Annotated in this window: 16 protein-coding genes; 7 read left to right on the top strand and 9 right to left on the bottom strand. The window is 63.8% G+C overall.

All coding sequences use genetic code 11. The annotated features are described in order from the left end of the window. Positions 1-27: 27 nt before the first annotated feature. The 3 genes from B0G80_RS12395 to pdxH all read right to left on the bottom strand — a co-directional run bounded on the left by B0G80_RS12395 (position 28) and on the right by pdxH (position 3,519). Positions 28-1,449, bottom strand: a complete 1,422-nt coding sequence (locus tag B0G80_RS12395) for a DUF72 domain-containing protein (RefSeq protein ID WP_116118185.1) — start codon at positions 1,447-1,449, stop codon at positions 28-30. Positions 1,450-1,521: 72 nt separating this feature from the next. After that, a complete protein-coding gene (locus B0G80_RS12390; protein WP_116118184.1) occupies positions 1,522-2,736 on the bottom strand; it encodes a cyclopropane-fatty-acyl-phospholipid synthase family protein in 1,215 nt (404 codons plus the stop codon). Positions 2,737-2,877: 141 nt separating this feature from the next. Continuing rightward, on the bottom strand, positions 2,878-3,519 hold the full coding sequence (gene pdxH, locus B0G80_RS12385) for a pyridoxamine 5'-phosphate oxidase (RefSeq protein WP_106286312.1): 642 nt from the start codon (positions 3,517-3,519) through the stop codon (positions 2,878-2,880). A 226-nt stretch (positions 3,520-3,745) separates the two neighbouring features. On the opposite strand from pdxH, the gene tcdA reads away from it, so the two are divergent. Continuing rightward, on the top strand, positions 3,746-4,603 hold the full coding sequence (gene tcdA / locus B0G80_RS12380) for a tRNA cyclic N6-threonylcarbamoyladenosine(37) synthase TcdA (RefSeq protein ID WP_116118183.1): 858 nt from the start codon (positions 3,746-3,748) through the stop codon (positions 4,601-4,603). 84 nt (positions 4,604-4,687) lie between these two features. Here tcdA and trxA read toward each other — a convergent pair whose 3' ends face one another. Then, positions 4,688-5,536, bottom strand: a complete 849-nt coding sequence (gene trxA / locus B0G80_RS12375; protein ID WP_116118182.1) for a thioredoxin — start codon at positions 5,534-5,536, stop codon at positions 4,688-4,690. A gap of 132 nt (positions 5,537-5,668) precedes the next feature. Beyond that, entirely contained in the window at positions 5,669-6,544 is an 876-nt protein-coding gene (locus B0G80_RS12370) for a pirin family protein (protein WP_116118181.1), read from the bottom strand. A 175-nt stretch (positions 6,545-6,719) separates the two neighbouring features. On the opposite strand from B0G80_RS12370, the gene B0G80_RS12365 reads away from it, so the two are divergent. Next, positions 6,720-7,601 (top strand): EamA family transporter, encoded by an 882-nt coding sequence (locus B0G80_RS12365; protein WP_116118180.1) that lies wholly within the window; start codon positions 6,720-6,722, stop codon positions 7,599-7,601. Between the two features lie 87 nt (positions 7,602-7,688). Here B0G80_RS12365 and B0G80_RS12360 read toward each other — a convergent pair whose 3' ends face one another. Both B0G80_RS12360 and tsaE read right to left on the bottom strand, forming a co-directional pair. Next, positions 7,689-9,275, bottom strand: coding sequence for an N-acetylmuramoyl-L-alanine amidase (locus tag B0G80_RS12360; protein ID WP_116118179.1), 1,587 nt, complete (start codon positions 9,273-9,275; stop codon positions 7,689-7,691). Further along, a complete protein-coding gene (gene tsaE, locus B0G80_RS12355; RefSeq protein WP_116118178.1) occupies positions 9,257-9,841 on the bottom strand; it encodes a tRNA (adenosine(37)-N6)-threonylcarbamoyltransferase complex ATPase subunit type 1 TsaE in 585 nt (194 codons plus the stop codon). The genes B0G80_RS12360 and tsaE overlap by 19 nt, the downstream gene beginning before the upstream one ends. Positions 9,842-9,858: 17 nt before the next feature. Between tsaE and queG the strand changes: the two genes are divergently transcribed. From queG to xerD, 3 genes are all read left to right on the top strand, one after another. After that, positions 9,859-11,097, top strand: coding sequence for a tRNA epoxyqueuosine(34) reductase QueG (gene queG / locus B0G80_RS12350; RefSeq protein WP_116118177.1), 1,239 nt, complete (start codon positions 9,859-9,861; stop codon positions 11,095-11,097). 106 nt (positions 11,098-11,203) lie between these two features. Continuing rightward, positions 11,204-11,674: a methylated-DNA--[protein]-cysteine S-methyltransferase gene (locus B0G80_RS12345; RefSeq protein ID WP_116118176.1), complete on the top strand. Its 471-nt coding sequence runs from the start codon at positions 11,204-11,206 to the stop codon at positions 11,672-11,674. Next, entirely contained in the window at positions 11,671-12,606 is a 936-nt protein-coding gene (gene xerD, locus B0G80_RS12340; RefSeq protein ID WP_116118175.1) for a site-specific tyrosine recombinase XerD, read from the top strand. Before B0G80_RS12345 ends, xerD begins: the two co-directional genes overlap by 4 nt. A 29-nt stretch (positions 12,607-12,635) precedes the next feature. On the opposite strand, the gene B0G80_RS12335 is transcribed toward xerD, so the two are convergent. Next, entirely contained in the window at positions 12,636-14,198 is a 1,563-nt protein-coding gene (locus B0G80_RS12335; protein ID WP_116118174.1) for a class I adenylate-forming enzyme family protein, read from the bottom strand. Between the two features lie 140 nt (positions 14,199-14,338). Here B0G80_RS12335 and ybaK point away from each other — a divergent pair, with 140 nt between their 5' ends. Both ybaK and plsY read left to right on the top strand, forming a co-directional pair. Continuing rightward, entirely contained in the window at positions 14,339-14,830 is a 492-nt protein-coding gene (gene ybaK, locus B0G80_RS12330) for a Cys-tRNA(Pro) deacylase (RefSeq protein ID WP_116118173.1), read from the top strand. A gap of 123 nt (positions 14,831-14,953) precedes the next feature. Further along, entirely contained in the window at positions 14,954-15,598 is a 645-nt protein-coding gene (gene plsY / locus B0G80_RS12325; protein ID WP_106314214.1) for a glycerol-3-phosphate 1-O-acyltransferase PlsY, read from the top strand. Between the two features lie 279 nt (positions 15,599-15,877). Here the strand turns inward: plsY and B0G80_RS12320 are convergent, their stop codons facing one another. Beyond that, a complete protein-coding gene (locus tag B0G80_RS12320) occupies positions 15,878-16,363 on the bottom strand; it encodes a YajQ family cyclic di-GMP-binding protein (protein WP_012434170.1) in 486 nt (161 codons plus the stop codon). Positions 16,364-16,399 lie beyond the last annotated feature (36 nt).

Genomic DNA, 16,399 nt, shown 5'->3' with positions numbered 1-16,399 from the left:
CGGCATGAGCGGCTGCTTGCGCGTGACTCAGGCGTCGGAGTCGGGCGGCTGCTCGTTCTCTTCAGACGGCGATGGCTCATGGTCGTCTTGCTCATGCTCATGCTCATGCTCATGAGCGAGCCGTGCATACGCTTCGATGATCGCTCGCGCCAGCTCCACACAACTGAGCGGCGCCGAGCCTTCCGCCTTATTGTTGATCGCGATCACCACCGGCTGGCCTGCCAGCGCGTAGCGCGCGGCCAGTTCGGCGAGTGACGCGCGGGTCGCCGGATCCTCATCGACCAACTGGTTGAACGGCTCGTACTTGGCCTTCGCCTGCTCGTATTTGAAGCCGCCGTGCAGGCTCCAGCGCACGATCAGCGGCCCGGCCGGCTCACCATCCAGCAACGCGAGCGCCGCGGCCTGGCGCAGCGGGTCGGGCATGCGCGCGTGAATCCCGACGCAATATCGCACGCCCGCCGCTTTGAGCGTACGGATGAAGCGCGGCGTGAGCAGACTCCCATCACGGATTTCGATCGCGTAGCAGGCGCTGTCCGGCAGCTTCGGCAGCGCGCTCAAAAATTCGGCCAGCCGTTCGATGAACACCGCCGGCTGCGCGAGCATCTGATCCGGCAGCGGCGAAAGCTGGAACACCAGCGCGCCGGCCTTGGCGCCGAGCCCTGCGAGGCAAGGCGTGACGAAATCGTCGATCGCCATTTGCGCGTTCAGAAAGCACGGATTCATCGAGACCGGCTCGCCGCGTTCGGCGCGCACTGTGGCATCGGTGATCGTCATCGGCGCTTTGACGATGAAGCGGAAGTGCTTGGGCACTTGCTGCGCGTAACGCAAATACTCGGTGACCGTGAGCGCCTGATAAAACGACCGGTCGATGCTGACCGTCTTCAGCAGCGGATGCGCGCCGTAAGCCGTGAGACCTTCGCGCGAGAGCTTGCTGTTGCTGTATTCGTCGCCGTAGACGATGCCGTTCCAGCCCGGAAACGACCACGTCGAGGTGCCGAGATGGACTTGCGGCGGTAGTTGCGCTGCAAGCGCGAGGAGTTCGGGCGAGGGCGGGGCGGCAATGATTTCGCGAGTGCGGCGTTTTTTGGGGGCGTTCGCGTCTAACGTGGTGGTGTTGGCCTCTGGCGCGGTGATGGCGGCATCAGGCGCCGCCGCTTCGTCTTCCTGCCACAAGGAGCCGAGGCTTGCGGCCTTTGTCGCGCGCGGTTGACGCCGGCGCTCGGGCTGCGCTGCGGTGGCTGTGTCAGCGGGCGGAGTTGGCCGTTCTACCTTTTGCAGAACGTCCGCATCTGAGCCGGCCGTCCCACGCGATACCTTCACCTCGCCATCGCCCTTCGCCGCTGCCGCGTCCACCGGCATCCCGAACAGGTCGAACTGTAGGGCTTCGCCGTCGGCGCCGTTTTCGCCGTCGACCGGCTGTTCAACTTCGCTTGTGCCGCGTGGGTCCATCGGTGTTCGACCTGCTGTTCAAAGGTTTGCGCCACGTCGCCCGCTCATGCACGGCGCCGCGGCGCAACCCTATCACAGCGGTTTGTCGTACATATAGCGGCGCGACCACGGCAGGGTTTTCGCGCTGCGGCCGGCTTTGCGGCACACCACCTGGTAAATCGAGACGTCGTCGTTTTCAAACGCGTAGGCGCAACCGGCGAGGTACACGCGCCAGATGCGGAATTTTTCGTCGTCGACGAGCTTGCGGGCTTCCTCCGCATGCGCTTCGAAATTTTCCGCCCAGATGTCCAGCGTGTGCGCATAGTGACGGCGCAGGCTTTCGACGTCAACCGCTTCGAGCCCGCCGCGCTGCATCGATTCGAGCGCGAGACTGATGTGCGGCAGCTCCCCGTCCGGAAACACATAACGGTCGATGAATTCACCGCCGCCGAGCGCGGTCTCGCCACTTTCCGAATCGCTCGACGTAATGCCGTGATTCATGGCGATGCCGTCGTCCACCAGCAGGTCGTGCATTTTCTCGAAGTAGCCCGGCAGATTCTTGCGGCCCACGTGCTCGAACATGCCGACGCTCGTGATGCGATCGAATTGACCTTCGATGTCGCGGTAATCCTGCAGACGAATCTCGATCTGGCCTTCCAGGCCCGCCGCTTTCACGCGCGCCGTGGCGAGGTCGAACTGGTTCTGCGAAAGCGTCACGCCCACACACTGCGCGCCGAACTTCTGCGCCGCACGCAGAACGAGCGCGCCCCAGCCGCAGCCGATATCGAGCAGGCGCTGCCCCGGTTGCAACTGGATCTTGGTGAGGATGTGGTCGATTTTCTTGATCTGCGCGGTGGCGAGGTCTTCGTCGCCGTTCTCGAAGTACGCGCACGAGTACACCATGTTCTCGTCGAGCCACAGCTTGTAGAACTCGTTCGAGACGTCGTAGTGATACTGGATCGCCTTCTTGTCCGACGCCTTCGAATGATTGAAGTAGCGTCGCACACGCGCCAGCTTGCCCGCGCTGGTCACGGTATTGCGCGCCAGCTGGTAGCCGATATTGATGATGTCCGACAGCTTGCCTTCGATGTCGATCTTGCCCTTCACATACGCCTCGCCGAGATTGTCGAGGCTCGGTTCGAGCAGATAGGGCAGCGCCGTGGCGCTTTTGACGTGTAGCGTGACCTGAGGCGCGGCGAACTGCCCGAAGTCGTGTTGCTGGCCGTCCCACAGCACGAGGCGTGCGGGAACGTTAGCTCTCGTTTTTACCTCTTCCACCCACTGCGCCAGCTTCTTCTCCCAGAACATGTGATCTCTCCGTGTCCGTTGAATTAGAGCAAAGCCTGTGTGGATCGCAGCCCCGTGCAGCGCGACTCCCATGCCGCGAGTTGCCATCCGGCCGCCGCGCGCTGCTGCGTTGGCAACGTGGTGGCGGCGTTGTATTTCGATTCAAGGCGATAGGCGGGAGATTTGCCAGTCGCTGTGTTCGCCTGAACGCGTATAGAGCAAGCGGTCGTGAAGACGCGACGGCCGGCCCTGCCAGAATTCGATTGCTTCGGGCACCAAACGATAACCGCCCCAATGCGGTGGGCGCGGTGGTTGGTCGCCATATTGCAAACTGATTTCGCGTTCGCGTGTTTCCAGCTGCGAGCGGCTTTCAATTGGCTGACTCTGATTCGATGCCCACGCACCGATGCGTGAACCGAGCGGGCGCGACGCGAAATACGCGTCGCTTTCTTCCGCGCTGGTTTTGACGATGTGGCCTTCCACGCGCACCTGGCGTTCGAGTTCGATCCAGTAGAACAGCAGGCTGGCGTAAGGATTGGCGGCCAGTTCTCGGCCTTTACGGCTTTCGTAATTGGTGAAGAACACGAAACCCCGTTCGTCGACGCCCTTGATCAGGACGATACGCGCCGACGGCCGGCCGCGCGAGTCGACCGTGGCCAGCGTCATGGTATTCGGTTCGGGCAGTTTGGCGTCGACCGCTTGTTGAAACCACGTATCGAATTGACGAAACGGGTTACGGTCTACATCGGCAACGTCCAAAGAACCCAGCGAATAGTTTTTTCGAAGTTCGGCGAGTGAGGTCATGTTCTTATGCGAACGCTACAGTTCAATCAGTATAGCTAAGCCGCTAATTTTTTGCCCGCAACCACATCAAGGTCCCGCGCGGCGCGTGCATGCGTGCCGGCGTATGTGGCTCCCGTGCCGCGCTTTTCGCGGCGATGCACTTCGACGCCTTCAGGCAAAATACGGGGTTGCGTACGCCTTTGCGTTGCCACTTCGTGTTTTTGCCCGACCACCGAGCCCTGCCATCATGTCCAGCACCACTGCGCAAACCGATCTTACTACCAGCCTCGACGGGAAAGAAACCGCTGACCGTGAGCGGCGCTTTGGCGGCATCGCGCGTTTGTACGGCGCGCCGGCGCTCGCCGCGTTCGAAGGCGCGCACGTCGCGGTGATCGGCATTGGCGGAGTGGGGTCGTGGGTGGCGGAAGCGCTGGCGCGCAGCGCGGTCGGCACGCTGACGCTGATCGATCTCGACAACGTCGCCGAGAGCAACACTAACCGGCAGATCCACGCGCTCGACGGCAACTACGGAAAACCGAAGGTCGAGGCCATGGCCGAACGCATCGCGGCGATCAATCCGTTTTGCGACGTGCGCCTGATCGAGGACTTCGTCGAGCCGGACAACTTTGACGCGACGCTCGGTGTCGGCTTCGACTACGTGATCGATGCGATCGACAGCGTGCGTACCAAGACCGCGTTGATTGCATGGTGCGTGGAGAAGAAGCAACCGTTGATCACGGTCGGCGGCGCGGGCGGTCAGCTCGATCCGACACGCATTCGCATCGACGATCTCGCGCTGACGATACAGGATCCGTTGCTGTCGAAAGTGCGCGGACAACTGCGCAAACAGCACGGTTTCCCGCGTGGGCCGAAAGCGAAGTTCAAGGTAAGCGCGGTGTATTCCGACGAACCGTTGATCTACCCGGAAGCCGCCGTCTGCGATATCGACGAGGAGGCCGAGCACGTCACCACGTCGCCGGGCCATACGGGGCCGGTCGGTTTGAACTGCGCGGGATTCGGCTCGAGCGTGTGCGTGACGGCGAGCTTCGGATTTGCGGCCGCCGCGCATGTGCTGCGGGCGTTGGCGAAGCAGGCTACCGTTTGAGGTGATTCACGCCGCGACGAGTGTCACGGCGCATTCCGGCGCGGCTGGTGGCGCCGCGCCTGAATATCGATTGAGCCAATCAGATCAGAACAGCGAAGCGCTGAGCTTGCGCCGCCATTGCGATACCAGCTCCGGCTGATGCGCCGCCAGGTCGAACACCGACAGCATCGTCCTGCGGCCGATATCGTCGCGGAACGTACGGTCGCGTTGCACGATCGCCAGCAAATGTTCGAGCGCTTCCGCGTATTTGCGGCGCGCGATAAACGCGCTAGCCAGATCGAAACGCGCTTCGAGATCGGCCGGGTCGGCCGCGACCTTGGCTTCCAGCGCATCGGTGGGCGGCAGATCCGCGGCGGCGTCCACGGCGTCGAGACGCGTCTTGATCGCGTTGAAACGCGCGTCGATACCTTGCGTCGTTTTCGGCGACAGCAGATCGACTTCGTTGCGCGCTTCGTCGAGACGGTTGTCTTCGAGCAGCATTTCGATGCGGTCCATGCGCGCTTCGTCGAAACCCGGATCGTAGGCGAGGGCGGCCTGCAGCGCGTCGTACGCATCTTCGCGGCGGCCTTCGGCCAGCGCGGTTTGCGCTTCGAGACGCGCCGCGTCCGCGCCTTGCGGCACGAGCCGCTCGATAAACTCGCGCAACTGGCCTTCCGGCAGCACGCCGACGAACTGATCGACCGGTCGCCCGTCGGCGAAAGCCATGACGTGCGGAATGCTGCGCACCTGGAAGTGCGCGGCCAGTTCCTGGTTCTCGTCTACGTTCACCTTCACGAGCTTCCATTTGCCGGCGGCTTCGGCTTCGAGCTTTTCGAGCATCGGGCCGAGGGTCTTGCACGGGCCGCACCAGGGCGCCCAGAAATCGACCAGCACGGGGGCCAGTGTCGACGCCGTGATGACGTCCTGTTCGAAAGTGGCCAGAGTGGTGTCCATTGCGTCCTCGTCGATAAAACGGTCTGTTGACTATTTGGGGCCGAGCATCGGGGATTCAATGCTGCCCGAACCGCTTGCGCTTACTTGCGGTGCTTGCTTGCCTTGCTCACCCGCGTGGCTTTTTTGCGTGCCTCACTTGCGCTCGGGCAGAGGAATCCATTCGGTTTCGCCCGGCACCTTGCCCATTTCCTGACTGGTCCACGCCCGCTTCGCGGCTTCGATTTTCTCACGCGAACTGGCGACGAAATTCCACTCGATAAAGCGCTCGCCGTCGAGCTTTTCACCGCCGAGCAGCATGACGCGCGCGCCGTGGGTGCTCGCCAGCGTCACCGTTTCGTCGAGCGCGAGCACCGCCATCTGGCCGACTTCGAGCGACGTGCCGTCGATTTCCAGATCGCCGTCGACGAGATAGACGCCGCGTTCCTCGTGTTCCGGTTCGAGCGCGAAGGCGCCGCCCGGTGCGAATTCGCCGGCCACATACAGCGTGCCGGAAAACGTCTCGACCGGCGAGGTTGCGCCGAATGCCGTGCCGGCGATCACTCGCAGCGTGACGCCGTTGCGCTCGACCACCGGCAGCGTGTCGGCGGCGTGATGCGCGAACGACGGTTCGATCTCTTCATCGTCGAGCGGCAGCGCGACCCACGTCTGAATGCCGTGCATGGTTTGGCCGCTCGCGCGGTCCTCGTCCGGTGTGCGCTCGGAGTGGACGATGCCGCGCCCGGCCGTCATCCAGTTGACGTCGCCGGGGACGATTTTTTGCGCCGAGCCGAGGCTGTCGCGGTGCATGATCGCGCCTTCGAACAGATAGGTCACGGTGGCGAGGCCGATATGCGGATGCGGCCGCACGTCGAGGCCCACGCACGGTTCCAGGGTGGCCGGGCCCATGTGATCGAAGAAGATGAACGGGCCGATCAGGCGCGCCGCCATGGCCGGCAGCACACGCCGCACGGTCAGACTGCCGACGTCGCGCAGATGCGGCTTGAGGACTGCTTTGATCGAGGAGGACATGGGCAGGCTCGGTGGGAAGGGTGGGGGGAGTGTTTAATAGACGATTCTACTGCGGTGAGCGCAACGACGACGTCTCGGCGGCATGTCAGCGCTCCGGGAATCTGTAGCGCGGGGCGGCGCCGGGCGCCGCCGGCTCCGCTAAACTCCCAGATCGAACAATCAACTGGAGTCCGGCATGTCGCCGAGGGATTTGCTGCTTGCGATGGTCGTGGTCATCGCGTGGGGCGTCAATTTCGTCGTAATCAAGGTGGGTCTGCATGGCGTGCCGCCCATGCTGCTCGGCGCGCTGCGCTTCGCGCTCGCCGCCGTGCCGGCGGTGTTTTTCATCAAACGGCCCAACCTGCCGTGGCGCTCGCTGATTGCGTACGGCGCGACGATTTCGTTCGGCCAGTTCGCGTTCCTGTTCTCGGCCATGTACGTCGGCATGCCGGCCGGACTGGCCTCGCTGGTGTTGCAGGCGCAGGCGTTTTTCACGCTGATTTTCGCCGCGCTGTTCCTGCACGAGCGGCTCCGTTTGCCGAATGTGGTGGGTTTGCTGATCGCCGCCGGCGGTCTCGCCGTGATCGGTGTGCAAGGCGGCAGCGCCATGACGCTGGCCGGCTTTGTCCTGACCTTGTGCGCCGCGTGTTCGTGGGCGCTCGGCAACATCGTCACGAAGAAGGTCGGCCAGGTGGACCTGGTCGGACTCGTGGTGTGGGGCAGCCTCATTCCGCCGCTGCCGTTTTTCGCGCTGTCGTACGCGCTGGAGGGGCCGCAGCGGATCGTCGCGGCGCTATCCGGCATCAGCGCGACATCGATCTTCGCGATCGTGTATCTCGCGTTTATCGCCACGCTGATCGGCTATGGCTTGTGGAGCCGTCTGCTGTCACGCTATCCGGCGAGCCAGGTCGCGCCGTTTTCGCTGCTGGTGCCGATTGTCGGTCTCGCGTCGGCGTCGCTGTTTCTCGACGAGCATCTGTCCGCGGCGCAGATCGCGGGCGCTTTGCTGGTGCTGGCGGGATTGGCCGTGAACGTGTTCGGCGGCTGGGCCGTGCAGCGGTTTTCGCTCACGCGCTGAGCGGCCGGCTGGCCTGAACCAGGACGAAAAAACGGCCGCTTCGTGCGGCCGTTTTCCATCGCATCGTGCGCATTGCACACGCGAGCTTCACGTCATGCGGTTCTTCGCGAGCGGTGGATTCGCCGCAAAATAACGCTTGATGCCGGTCATGATCGCGTCGGCCATTTTCTCGCGATACGCGTCGTCATTTAGGCGGCGCTCTTCGTCCGGGTTGCTGATGAAGGCGGTTTCCACGAGGATCGATGGAATATCCGGCGCCTTCAGCACCGCGAACCCCGCCTGTTCGACCGAGCCCTTGTGCAGCTTGTTGATGCCGCCGATCTCCTTCAGCACGAAGTTGCCGTAACGCATCGAGTCGCGAATCTGCGCGGTGGTCGACATATCGAACAGCGCGCGGTTCACGGTCGCGTCGGCGGACTTGATGTTGATGCCGCCAATCTGATCCGACGAGTTCTCCTTGTTCGCCATCCAGCGCGCGGCGGCGCTCGAGGCGCCATGCTCGGACAGCGCGAACACCGACGAACCCTTCGCGTCGGGCGTGGTGAACGCATCCGCATGAATCGACACGAACAGGTCCGCGCCGACGCGCCGCGCCTTCTGCACGCGCACGTTCAGCGGCACGAAGAAGTCGGCGTCGCGTGTCATCATGGCGCGCATGTTCGGTTGCGCGTCGATCTTCGCGCGCAGCTTCTTCGCGATGTCGAGCGCGACGTGCTTCTCATACGTGCCCGAGCCACCGATCGCACCTGGGTCTTCGCCGCCGTGGCCCGGATCGATCGCGACGGTCAACAGACGCACCGTGTTGCTCTTGCCGGACTTGGGATTGGTGAAGGCGTAGGTATCGTCGCTGCCGGCGTCGTCCGCGCCCAGCGTGCTGGCGCTGTTGCCTTTGTTGCGAGCGATGGCCGTGGGCGGCGCCGCCGGCGCAGCAGGCGTGGCCGGCTTGCCGAGCATCGGCGGCACAGGTGTCGGGGCGACACGCACCGGCGGACGCGGCACGCCCGGAGCGGAACCGCTACCGCTGCCGCCGTTTTGCGCGTAGCGCTCGAAGAAGGCCTCACTGTTGTCGGCGGTGGGCGGGGTGGTGCCCGGACCGCTCAGCGTGGCGGGCGGCGGCGCGCCGTTCTCTTCGTTGAAGGTCTGCTGCTTGCGTTCCGTCTGCGCGAGCAGATCCATCAACGGATCGGGCGCGACCGCCGGATACAGGTCGAACACCAGCCGGTACTTGTACGCGCCGACCGGCGGCAGCGTGAACACCTGCGGCTTCACCGAGCCCTTCAGATCGAACACCATGCGCACCACGTGCGGCTGATATTGCCCGACTCGCACCGACGAGATCTGCGGATCGTTCGGCGTGATCTTCGAGACGAGGTCTTTCAACGACTGATCCAGATCGAGGCCGCTCAGGTCGACCACCAGCCGGTCCGGTCCTTGCAGCAACTGCTGGGCGTTCTGCAGCGGCTGATCGGATTCGATCGTCACGCGCGTGTAGTCGCGCGCCGGCCAGACCCGCACGCCGAGCACCGAACTCGCCCACGCAAGACGCGGCGCGACGAGGCCGAGCATGAGCGTGGACGCGCCCGCGCGGAGAATCTGCCGGCGCCGCCAGTTATGCGTTGCGGTAGCCGCCGATTCGATCGAGCGGAACGGTTTGATCAACATCTTTCGAGACATGCCTTTCCTGATTCGCTGTATGCCCGTGCGACGAGCACACGGCCGTCGCTTTCGTTCTCGTTCTCATTGTCGAGGTCGAGCGAGAAGACAAGATCCGGCACGCCAAGAAGGCGCCCCGCACGCTGCGGCCATTCGACGAGGCAGATCGCGCCGCTGTCGAAGTACTCGCGAAAGCCCGCGTCGGCCCATTCGGCCGGATCGGTGAATCTATACAGATCGAAGTGATAGAGCGTGAGTTCCCCAGCGGGCCGCTCTAGCACGTAGGGTTCGACGAGTGTGTAAGTGGGACTGCGCACGCGGCCGCTGTGGCCGAGGCCGCGCAAGGTTGCGCGCACGAGGGTGGTTTTGCCGGCGCCGAGGTCGCCGACGAGTTGGACTTGCAGTCCGTAGAACGCCTTGTCGCCGTCCGCGCCCGGCGTGCGTTGCGCGGCTTCGCGCACGCTTTCGATCGCCTGCGCGAAGCGCTCGCCGAAGGCCATGGTGGCGGCTTCGTCCGCGAGCGCAAAGGTGCGTTCGAGCAGGGCGCTGGCGGGCGGTTGGATCGCGAGATCGGGATTGGCAGGCATTCTCGTAAAATGGCGTGATGAACCGAAGTCCGGAGTCCCCTGTTTCCCGCACGCCTGCGTCTGACGACGATGCGCGTGCCGAGCGTTGTTTCGATGAAGCGGCGCTGAAGGCGCTCGCGCTGAACATCAAAACGTGGGGCCGTGAACTGGGTTTCGGAGCGGTCGGCATTAGCGATACCGATCTCTCCGCTGCCGAAGCGCCGCTTGCAGCCTGGCTGGAAGCGGGTTGCCACGGCGAGATGGATTATATGGCGAAACACGGCATGAAACGCGCGCGGCCGGCCGAGCTTGTGGCCGGCACGCGACGTGTGATTACGGCACGCATCGCTTATTTGCCCGCGCAGACATTGAGCGGAAAGGCGCACGAAAGCGCTTTGCGGGACGGCACGCTCACGCGGGACTGGCGCGCAGCCGAGCATGCGCGGCTCGCGGACCCGTCGGCGGCGGTCGTATCCATCTATGCGCGCGGCCGCGATTATCACAAGGTGATGCGTAACCGTTTGCAACATCTGGCCGAGAAAATCGAAGCCGAGATCGGCGCATTCGGCTACCGCGTATTTACCGATTCGGCGCCGGTGCTCGAAGTAGAACTGGCGCAGAAAGCCGGCATCGGCTGGCGCGGCAAGCATACGCTGCTGCTGCAACGTGACGCGGGTTCGCTGTTTTTCCTCGGCGAGATTTATGTCGATGTGCCGTTGCCGACCGATGCCGAGACTGTGCCTGAACTCGCACCCGAAACCCCGGGCTCGCATTGCGGAAGCTGCACGCGCTGTATCGGCGCGTGTCCGACCGGGGCGATCGTCGCGCCTTACAAGGTCGATGCGCGCCTGTGCATCTCCTATCTCACGATCGAACTGAAGGGCAGTATTCCCCTGGAATTGCGGCCGCTGATCGGCAATCGTGTGTATGGCTGCGACGATTGCCAGCTCGTGTGTCCATGGAACAAATTTGCGCAGGCCGCGCCGGTCGCGGACTTCGACGTGCGGCATGGGCTCGATCGCGCGTCGCTGGTCGAATTGTTCGCGTGGAGCGCGGACGAGTTCGATACGCGCATGCAGGGCAGCGCGATTCGCCGCATCGGTTACGAGAGCTGGTTGCGCAATCTCGCCGTGGGCATGGGTAACGCGCTGCGTGCGCCGTCGGACAGTTTGAGCGGGCCGGCGCGCGAGGCGATCGTGCAGGCGCTGAGAATGCGTGTGGATGACGCTTCCGCCGTCGTGCGCGAGCATGTGGAATGGGCTTTGGAAGCGGCGTAAAGTAGCGGCAAACGGGCGGTGCTTCGTGTGCTTAGCGTGCCTGCACCCCATGCCGGTACGCTATCTTGCAACCCCGGACGCCCGCGCTATCGAGGAGCAGGCAATCATGTTCAACGCAGTGATCGACGCGCCGTTCGGCAAGATCGGCATTCGCCTCGAAGGCGAGGCCGTGCGCGAGATCGTCTATCTGCCGGATTCGATGCAAAATGTCGCGCCCGACACGCCTTTGGCCAAGCAGGCGGCCGAGCAGATCGAGCGATATTTCGAGCGCGCGTCGGCGAAGTTCGAGTTGCCGCTGGCCTCGGTCGGCACTGTGTTTCAGAAGCGCGTGTGGCAGGCCATCAGCGACATTCCGCCGGGCGTCGTGCTGACTTACGGTCAACTGGCGCGGCAACTCGGCAGCGCGCCGCGCGCGGTCGGCCAGGCGTGTGGCGCCAATTACTTTCCGATCGTGATTCCGTGTCATCGGGTGGTGAGTTCGAGCGGCATCGGCGGTTTCGCGAATCACGCCGAAGAGGGTTTCTTCCGCAACATCAAGCGCTGGCTGCTGGCGCATGAAGGCATTCCCTACGCATGAGCGATACGTTGATCGACGACGCCGTCACCGCGTCACCTCTGTTCGTCGCCAGCTCGGCGTCGATCGATGCATTCTGCGACGCGCTGTGGCTCGAACACGGACTGTCGCGCAACACGCTCGATGCGTACCGCCGCGATCTGCGGCTCTTTTGCGAATGGCTGGCGCAGAGCCGCAACACGTCGCTCGATACCGCGAGCGAAGCCGATCTGAACGCGTATAGCGCGGCGCGGCAGAAAGACAAATCGACTTCGGCGAACCGGCGCCTGTCGGTGTTTCGCCGCTACTACGGTTGGGCTGTTCGCGAGCATCGCACGAAGGTCGATCCGACGGTGCGCATCCGCTCGGCGAAACAGCCGCCGCGTTTTCCGTCGACGCTCAGCGAGGCGCAAGTCGAAGCACTGCTCGGTGCGCCCGACATCGATACGTCGTTGGGCCTGCGCGATCGCACGATGCTGGAGTTGATGTACGCGAGCGGCTTGCGCGTGACCGAACTCGTCACGTTGAAGACGGTGGAAGTGGGCCTGAACGAAGGCGTGGTGCGCGTCATGGGCAAGGGCTCGAAGGAGCGCCTGATTCCATTCGGCGAAGAAGCGCATAGCTGGATCGAACGCTATCTGCGTGAGGCGCGGCCCGCGTTGCTTGGCGCGCGCGCGACCGACGCGCTATTCGTGACGAGCCGCGCCGAAGGCATGACGCGCCAGCAGTTCTGGAACATCATCAAGCGTCACGCGAGCGCAGCCGGTGTGCATGCACCGCTCTCGCCGCATACCTTGCGGCATGCGTTCGCCACGCATCTGCTCAATCACGGCGCCGACTTGCGTGTCGTGCAACTGCTGCTCGGCCACACGGATATTTCGACCACGCAGATCTACACGCATGTCGCGCGCGAGCGGTTGAAGTCGCTGCACGCGCAGCATCATCCGCGAGGCTGATACGCGTTCGCGGCGCGCTTGCGCTTCGTTCAGAGAAACTCGCGCAGCCGATGTTTGAGAATCTTGCCCGTCGATGCCGCCGGCAACGCGGCGAGCACTTTGACTTCGGCCGGCCGCTTATACGGCGCGAGACGCTCGCCGCACCAATCGATCAGTTCGGCGGGCGTCACCGCTGCGCCCGCAAGCAACTCGACGAACGCGACCACTTCCTCGTTACCTTCCACCGCGCGTCCGATCACAGCCGACTGCACGACTTGCGGATGCGCGTTCAGCACGTGTTCGACTTCGGCCGGATACACGTTGAAGCCCGACCGTATGATCAGCTCCTTGCTGCGCCCGACGATATGCAAGGCGCCGTCCGCGTCCTGCCGCGCGAGGTCGCCGGTTTTGAGCCAGCCGTTTTCGGTGACGACCGCGGCTGTCTGCTCCGGGCTGCGGTAGTAGCCGAGCATGACGTTGGGGCCGCGCACCCATAGTTCGCCGATCTCGCCCTTCGCTGCGTCGATGCCGTCGAGTCCGACGAAGCGCACCTCGACGCCCGGAATGACCTCGCCCACGGAACAATCGCTGCGCGGCGCGTCGAGCATGGTGTGTGACACGGTCGGGCTGCTCTCGGTCATGCCGTAACCGTTATGCAGCGGCAGACCGTAGACGCTTTCCACCTGCGCTTTCAAGGCGGCGTCGAGCGGCGAGCCGCCCGAATAGGCGAAGCGCAATTGCGGTGCGGACCACGAGTGGCCGTGTGTCTGCAGGTGTTCGAGCAGTTTGGCGTGCATGGCCGGCACGCCTTGGAAAATCGACACGCGTTCCTCGGCGAGGGCGCGGCGGACGGCTTCTGGCGCGAAGCGCGGCACGAGCCGCAAGGTCGCGCCCGCGTGCAGGCTGCCCAGACAGACGGACGCGAAACCATACACGTGCGAGATAGGCAGCACGGCATAGACGACATCGTCGGGGCCAACTTTGCGCAGGCGGCTCGAAATCGCTGCGATAAACAGCAGATTGCGATGCGACAGCATCACGCCCTTCGGCGCGCCGGTGGTGCCCGTGGTGTAGATCAACGCGGCGCATTGGCGCTCGCTTGCGGCTTCGACTGGTTCGGCGATCGCCGCGCTATCCACCGTGTATGACCACGCGCCGATGTCCGGCGCGACAGTGGGTGTTTGGATGGCTTGATGGCGCTCGGCGTGCAGCTTGGCGTCCGCCGAGCTTTCCGTGGCGTAGGCGACGACGCGCGGCTGCGCGTGCGCACGGATCGAGTCGAGTTCGGCGGCGGACAGGCGCGCGTTCGATACCAGCGCCCATGCGTCGAGCCGGGCAGTCGCGAACAGCAGGACGATCTGCACGATGCTGTTCTCCGCGACGATCATCACGCGATCGCCGCCGCGCACGCCCGCTTCGCGCAGCAGCGCGGTGACGGCGTCGACGGCCTGCAGCAGTTGCGCGCTGGTGAGGCGGCGTGCATCCTCTATCAAGGCGACGTGCTGCGGATCGCGCGCGGCGGCGAGCGCCGGAATCTCGGCGATGCGTGCGGGCAGGGCTGCCAGCAGCGCGGGAATGTCGATGGTGGAACGGGTGGGTGAATCGAAGCTCAACACTGTCTCCTAAAGACGATTCGGTGGTCGACGTACAGTGCGTCAAAAGATTCTCGAACGATCGTGCCACAGCCGCTAGGCCCGCACAATTAGCCGTTCGGCAAATAGCCGTTGAGCAAAGTCGCCATTACAATGCGCCGATGAGCAAATCCAGACACGTCTCCGAAACGCCGGCCACGCAGTTTCTGCGCCGCCATGGCGTCGCTTTCGGCGAACATCCTTATGATTACGTTGAGCACGGCGGCACCGGCGAATCGGCGCGCCAGCTCGGTGTGGACGAGCATCACGTCGTGAAGACGCTGGTGATGGAAGACGAGCACGCCAAGCCGCTGATCGTGCTGATGCACGGCGACCGCACCGTCAGTACCAAGAACCTCGCGCGGCAGATCGGCGCGAAGCGCGTCGAGCCGTGCAAGCCCGAGGTGGCGAACCGGCATTCCGGCTACCTGATCGGCGGCACCTCGCCCTTCGGCACGAAGAAGCAGATGCCGGTGTACGTCGAGTCGAGCATTCTCGACATGGACAAAATCTGGTTGAACGGCGGTCGGCGCGGTTTTCTGATCAGCATCGAGCCGAAGGTGCTGACGGAGTTGCTGGCGGCGAAGGCGGTGCAGTGCGCGAGCGTCGATTGACGTTTGCCTGAATGTTTCGCGCGCGCGGGTTCGGTAGAATGTGCGCCGCCTTGTTCCAAGTTGCGCGCCCTGTTGCGGTTGGGGTGTCGAGTTTCAGACCGCCGATCCTTATAAGAGTCCCAGATGCAAAACCTGATCGTTGCTGTCGTTGCCTACCTGATCGGTTCGGTGTCGTTTGCCGTGATCGTGAGCGCCGCGATGGGCCTCGACGACCCGCGCTCGTATGGTTCGGGCAACCCGGGCGCCACCAACGTGCTGCGCAGCGGCAGCAAGAAGGCCGCGATTCTCACGCTGATCGGCGACGCATTCAAGGGCTGGCTGCCGGTGTGGTTCGTGGTGCACTACGGCGCGCGTTACGGGCTCGACGAGACCTCGGTGGCGATTGCGTCAGTGGCCGTGTTTCTTGGTCACCTGTATCCGGTTTTCTTCCGCTTCAAGGGCGGAAAGGGCGTGGCGACCGCGGCCGGCGTGCTGCTCGCGATCAATCCGATTCTCGGCGTCGCGACTTTGCTGACGTGGCTGATCGTGGCGTTCTTCACGCGCTATTCGTCGCTGGCGGCGTTGGCCGCGGCGGTGTTCGCGCCGATCTTCGACGGTTTTCTGTTCGGACCGCATGTGATCGCGCTGGCGATCGTCGTGATGAGTTCGCTGCTGGTGTGGCGGCATCGCGGCAATATCGCCAAGCTGATGCGCGGGCAGGAGAGCCGGATCGGAGACAAGAAGAAGGCGGATGCGGCGGCGAAGCCGGCGGGGGGGAGCGACGTTTGAAGTGCGCTGCTTTCGCGCTCGTGCTTTTAAAGCCTTAGGGCTTTAGTGCTTAGGGCTTTAGTGCTTTGCGCACCATCTGCACGGCTCCGCGCGAATGCCGCGTGGAGCACGGCGGCGCAGGCTAGAGACAGGCGCATGCTTGCGCGCCGGCAGTTTTGTGCCTGGTACGCCGTGCCCAATACGGGCCACCCAGCGCTCAACGCCTGGTGCTGAGCGCCCAGCGCATCTGTCATACGCGGTGCCGTGCGCGCGTTCGGCGCCCGCACGCGCGCCGGCAGATCAATCGCGAAAGTTGTTGAAGTCGAGCGGCGTATCGGTCACGTCCTTGCGCAGCATGGCGATCACGCTTTGCAGGTCGTCGCGCTTGCCGCCGGTAATGCGCACCGCGTCGCCCTGAATGCTCGCCTGGACCTTGATTTTGCTGTCCTTCACGAGGCGCACGATTTTCTTCGATAAATCGCCCGACACGCCTTTCTTGATCTTGATGACCTGCTTGACCTTGTCGCCGCCGATCTTCTCGATCTTGCCATGGTCGAGGAAGCGCACGTCCACGTTGCGCTTGGCCATTTTCGACAACAGCACGTCTTTGACCTGACCGAGTTTGAAATCGTCGTCCGCGTAGGCCGTGATTTCGTTTTCCTTGTGTTCGACGCGCGCGTCCGACCCTTTGAAGTCGAAGCGCGTGGAAATTTCCTTGTTGGACTGCTCGATCGCGTTCTTGACTTCGATCATGTTCGCTTCGCAGACGACGTCAAACGATGGCATTTTTTTCTCCCAATAGTGCTGCGGTGCATGACGCAA

The sequence above is a fragment of the Paraburkholderia sp. BL6669N2 genome (genome assembly GCF_003387275.1).
Taxonomy (GTDB): Bacteria; Pseudomonadota; Gammaproteobacteria; order Burkholderiales; family Burkholderiaceae; genus Paraburkholderia.
The sequence above is the reverse complement of the archived record's forward strand: the minus strand, read 5'-3'. Positions and strand labels throughout refer to the sequence as shown.

Excerpts from the sequence above, each read along its gene's own strand:
- B0G80_RS12395 (WP_116118185.1), bottom strand. The coding sequence starts at position 1,449 with ATGGACCCACGCGGCACAAGCGAAGTTGAACAGCCGGTCGACGGCGAA.
- B0G80_RS12390 (WP_116118184.1), bottom strand. The coding sequence starts at position 2,736 with ATGTTCTGGGAGAAGAAGCTGGCGCAGTGGGTGGAAGAGGTAAAAACG.
- pdxH (WP_106286312.1), bottom strand. The coding sequence starts at position 3,519 with ATGACCTCACTCGCCGAACTTCGAAAAAACTATTCGCTGGGTTCTTTG.
- tcdA (WP_116118183.1), top strand. The coding sequence starts at position 3,746 with ATGTCCAGCACCACTGCGCAAACCGATCTTACTACCAGCCTCGACGGG.
- trxA (WP_116118182.1), bottom strand. The coding sequence starts at position 5,536 with ATGGACACCACTCTGGCCACTTTCGAACAGGACGTCATCACGGCGTCG.
- B0G80_RS12370 (WP_116118181.1), bottom strand. The coding sequence starts at position 6,544 with ATGTCCTCCTCGATCAAAGCAGTCCTCAAGCCGCATCTGCGCGACGTC.
- B0G80_RS12365 (WP_116118180.1), top strand. The coding sequence starts at position 6,720 with ATGTCGCCGAGGGATTTGCTGCTTGCGATGGTCGTGGTCATCGCGTGG.
- B0G80_RS12360 (WP_116118179.1), bottom strand. The coding sequence starts at position 9,275 with ATGTCTCGAAAGATGTTGATCAAACCGTTCCGCTCGATCGAATCGGCG.
- tsaE (WP_116118178.1), bottom strand. The coding sequence starts at position 9,841 with ATGCCTGCCAATCCCGATCTCGCGATCCAACCGCCCGCCAGCGCCCTG.
- queG (WP_116118177.1), top strand. The coding sequence starts at position 9,859 with ATGAACCGAAGTCCGGAGTCCCCTGTTTCCCGCACGCCTGCGTCTGAC.
- B0G80_RS12345 (WP_116118176.1), top strand. The coding sequence starts at position 11,204 with ATGTTCAACGCAGTGATCGACGCGCCGTTCGGCAAGATCGGCATTCGC.
- xerD (WP_116118175.1), top strand. The coding sequence starts at position 11,671 with ATGAGCGATACGTTGATCGACGACGCCGTCACCGCGTCACCTCTGTTC.
- ybaK (WP_116118173.1), top strand. The coding sequence starts at position 14,339 with ATGAGCAAATCCAGACACGTCTCCGAAACGCCGGCCACGCAGTTTCTG.
- plsY (WP_106314214.1), top strand. The coding sequence starts at position 14,954 with ATGCAAAACCTGATCGTTGCTGTCGTTGCCTACCTGATCGGTTCGGTG.
- B0G80_RS12320 (WP_012434170.1), bottom strand. The coding sequence starts at position 16,363 with ATGCCATCGTTTGACGTCGTCTGCGAAGCGAACATGATCGAAGTCAAG.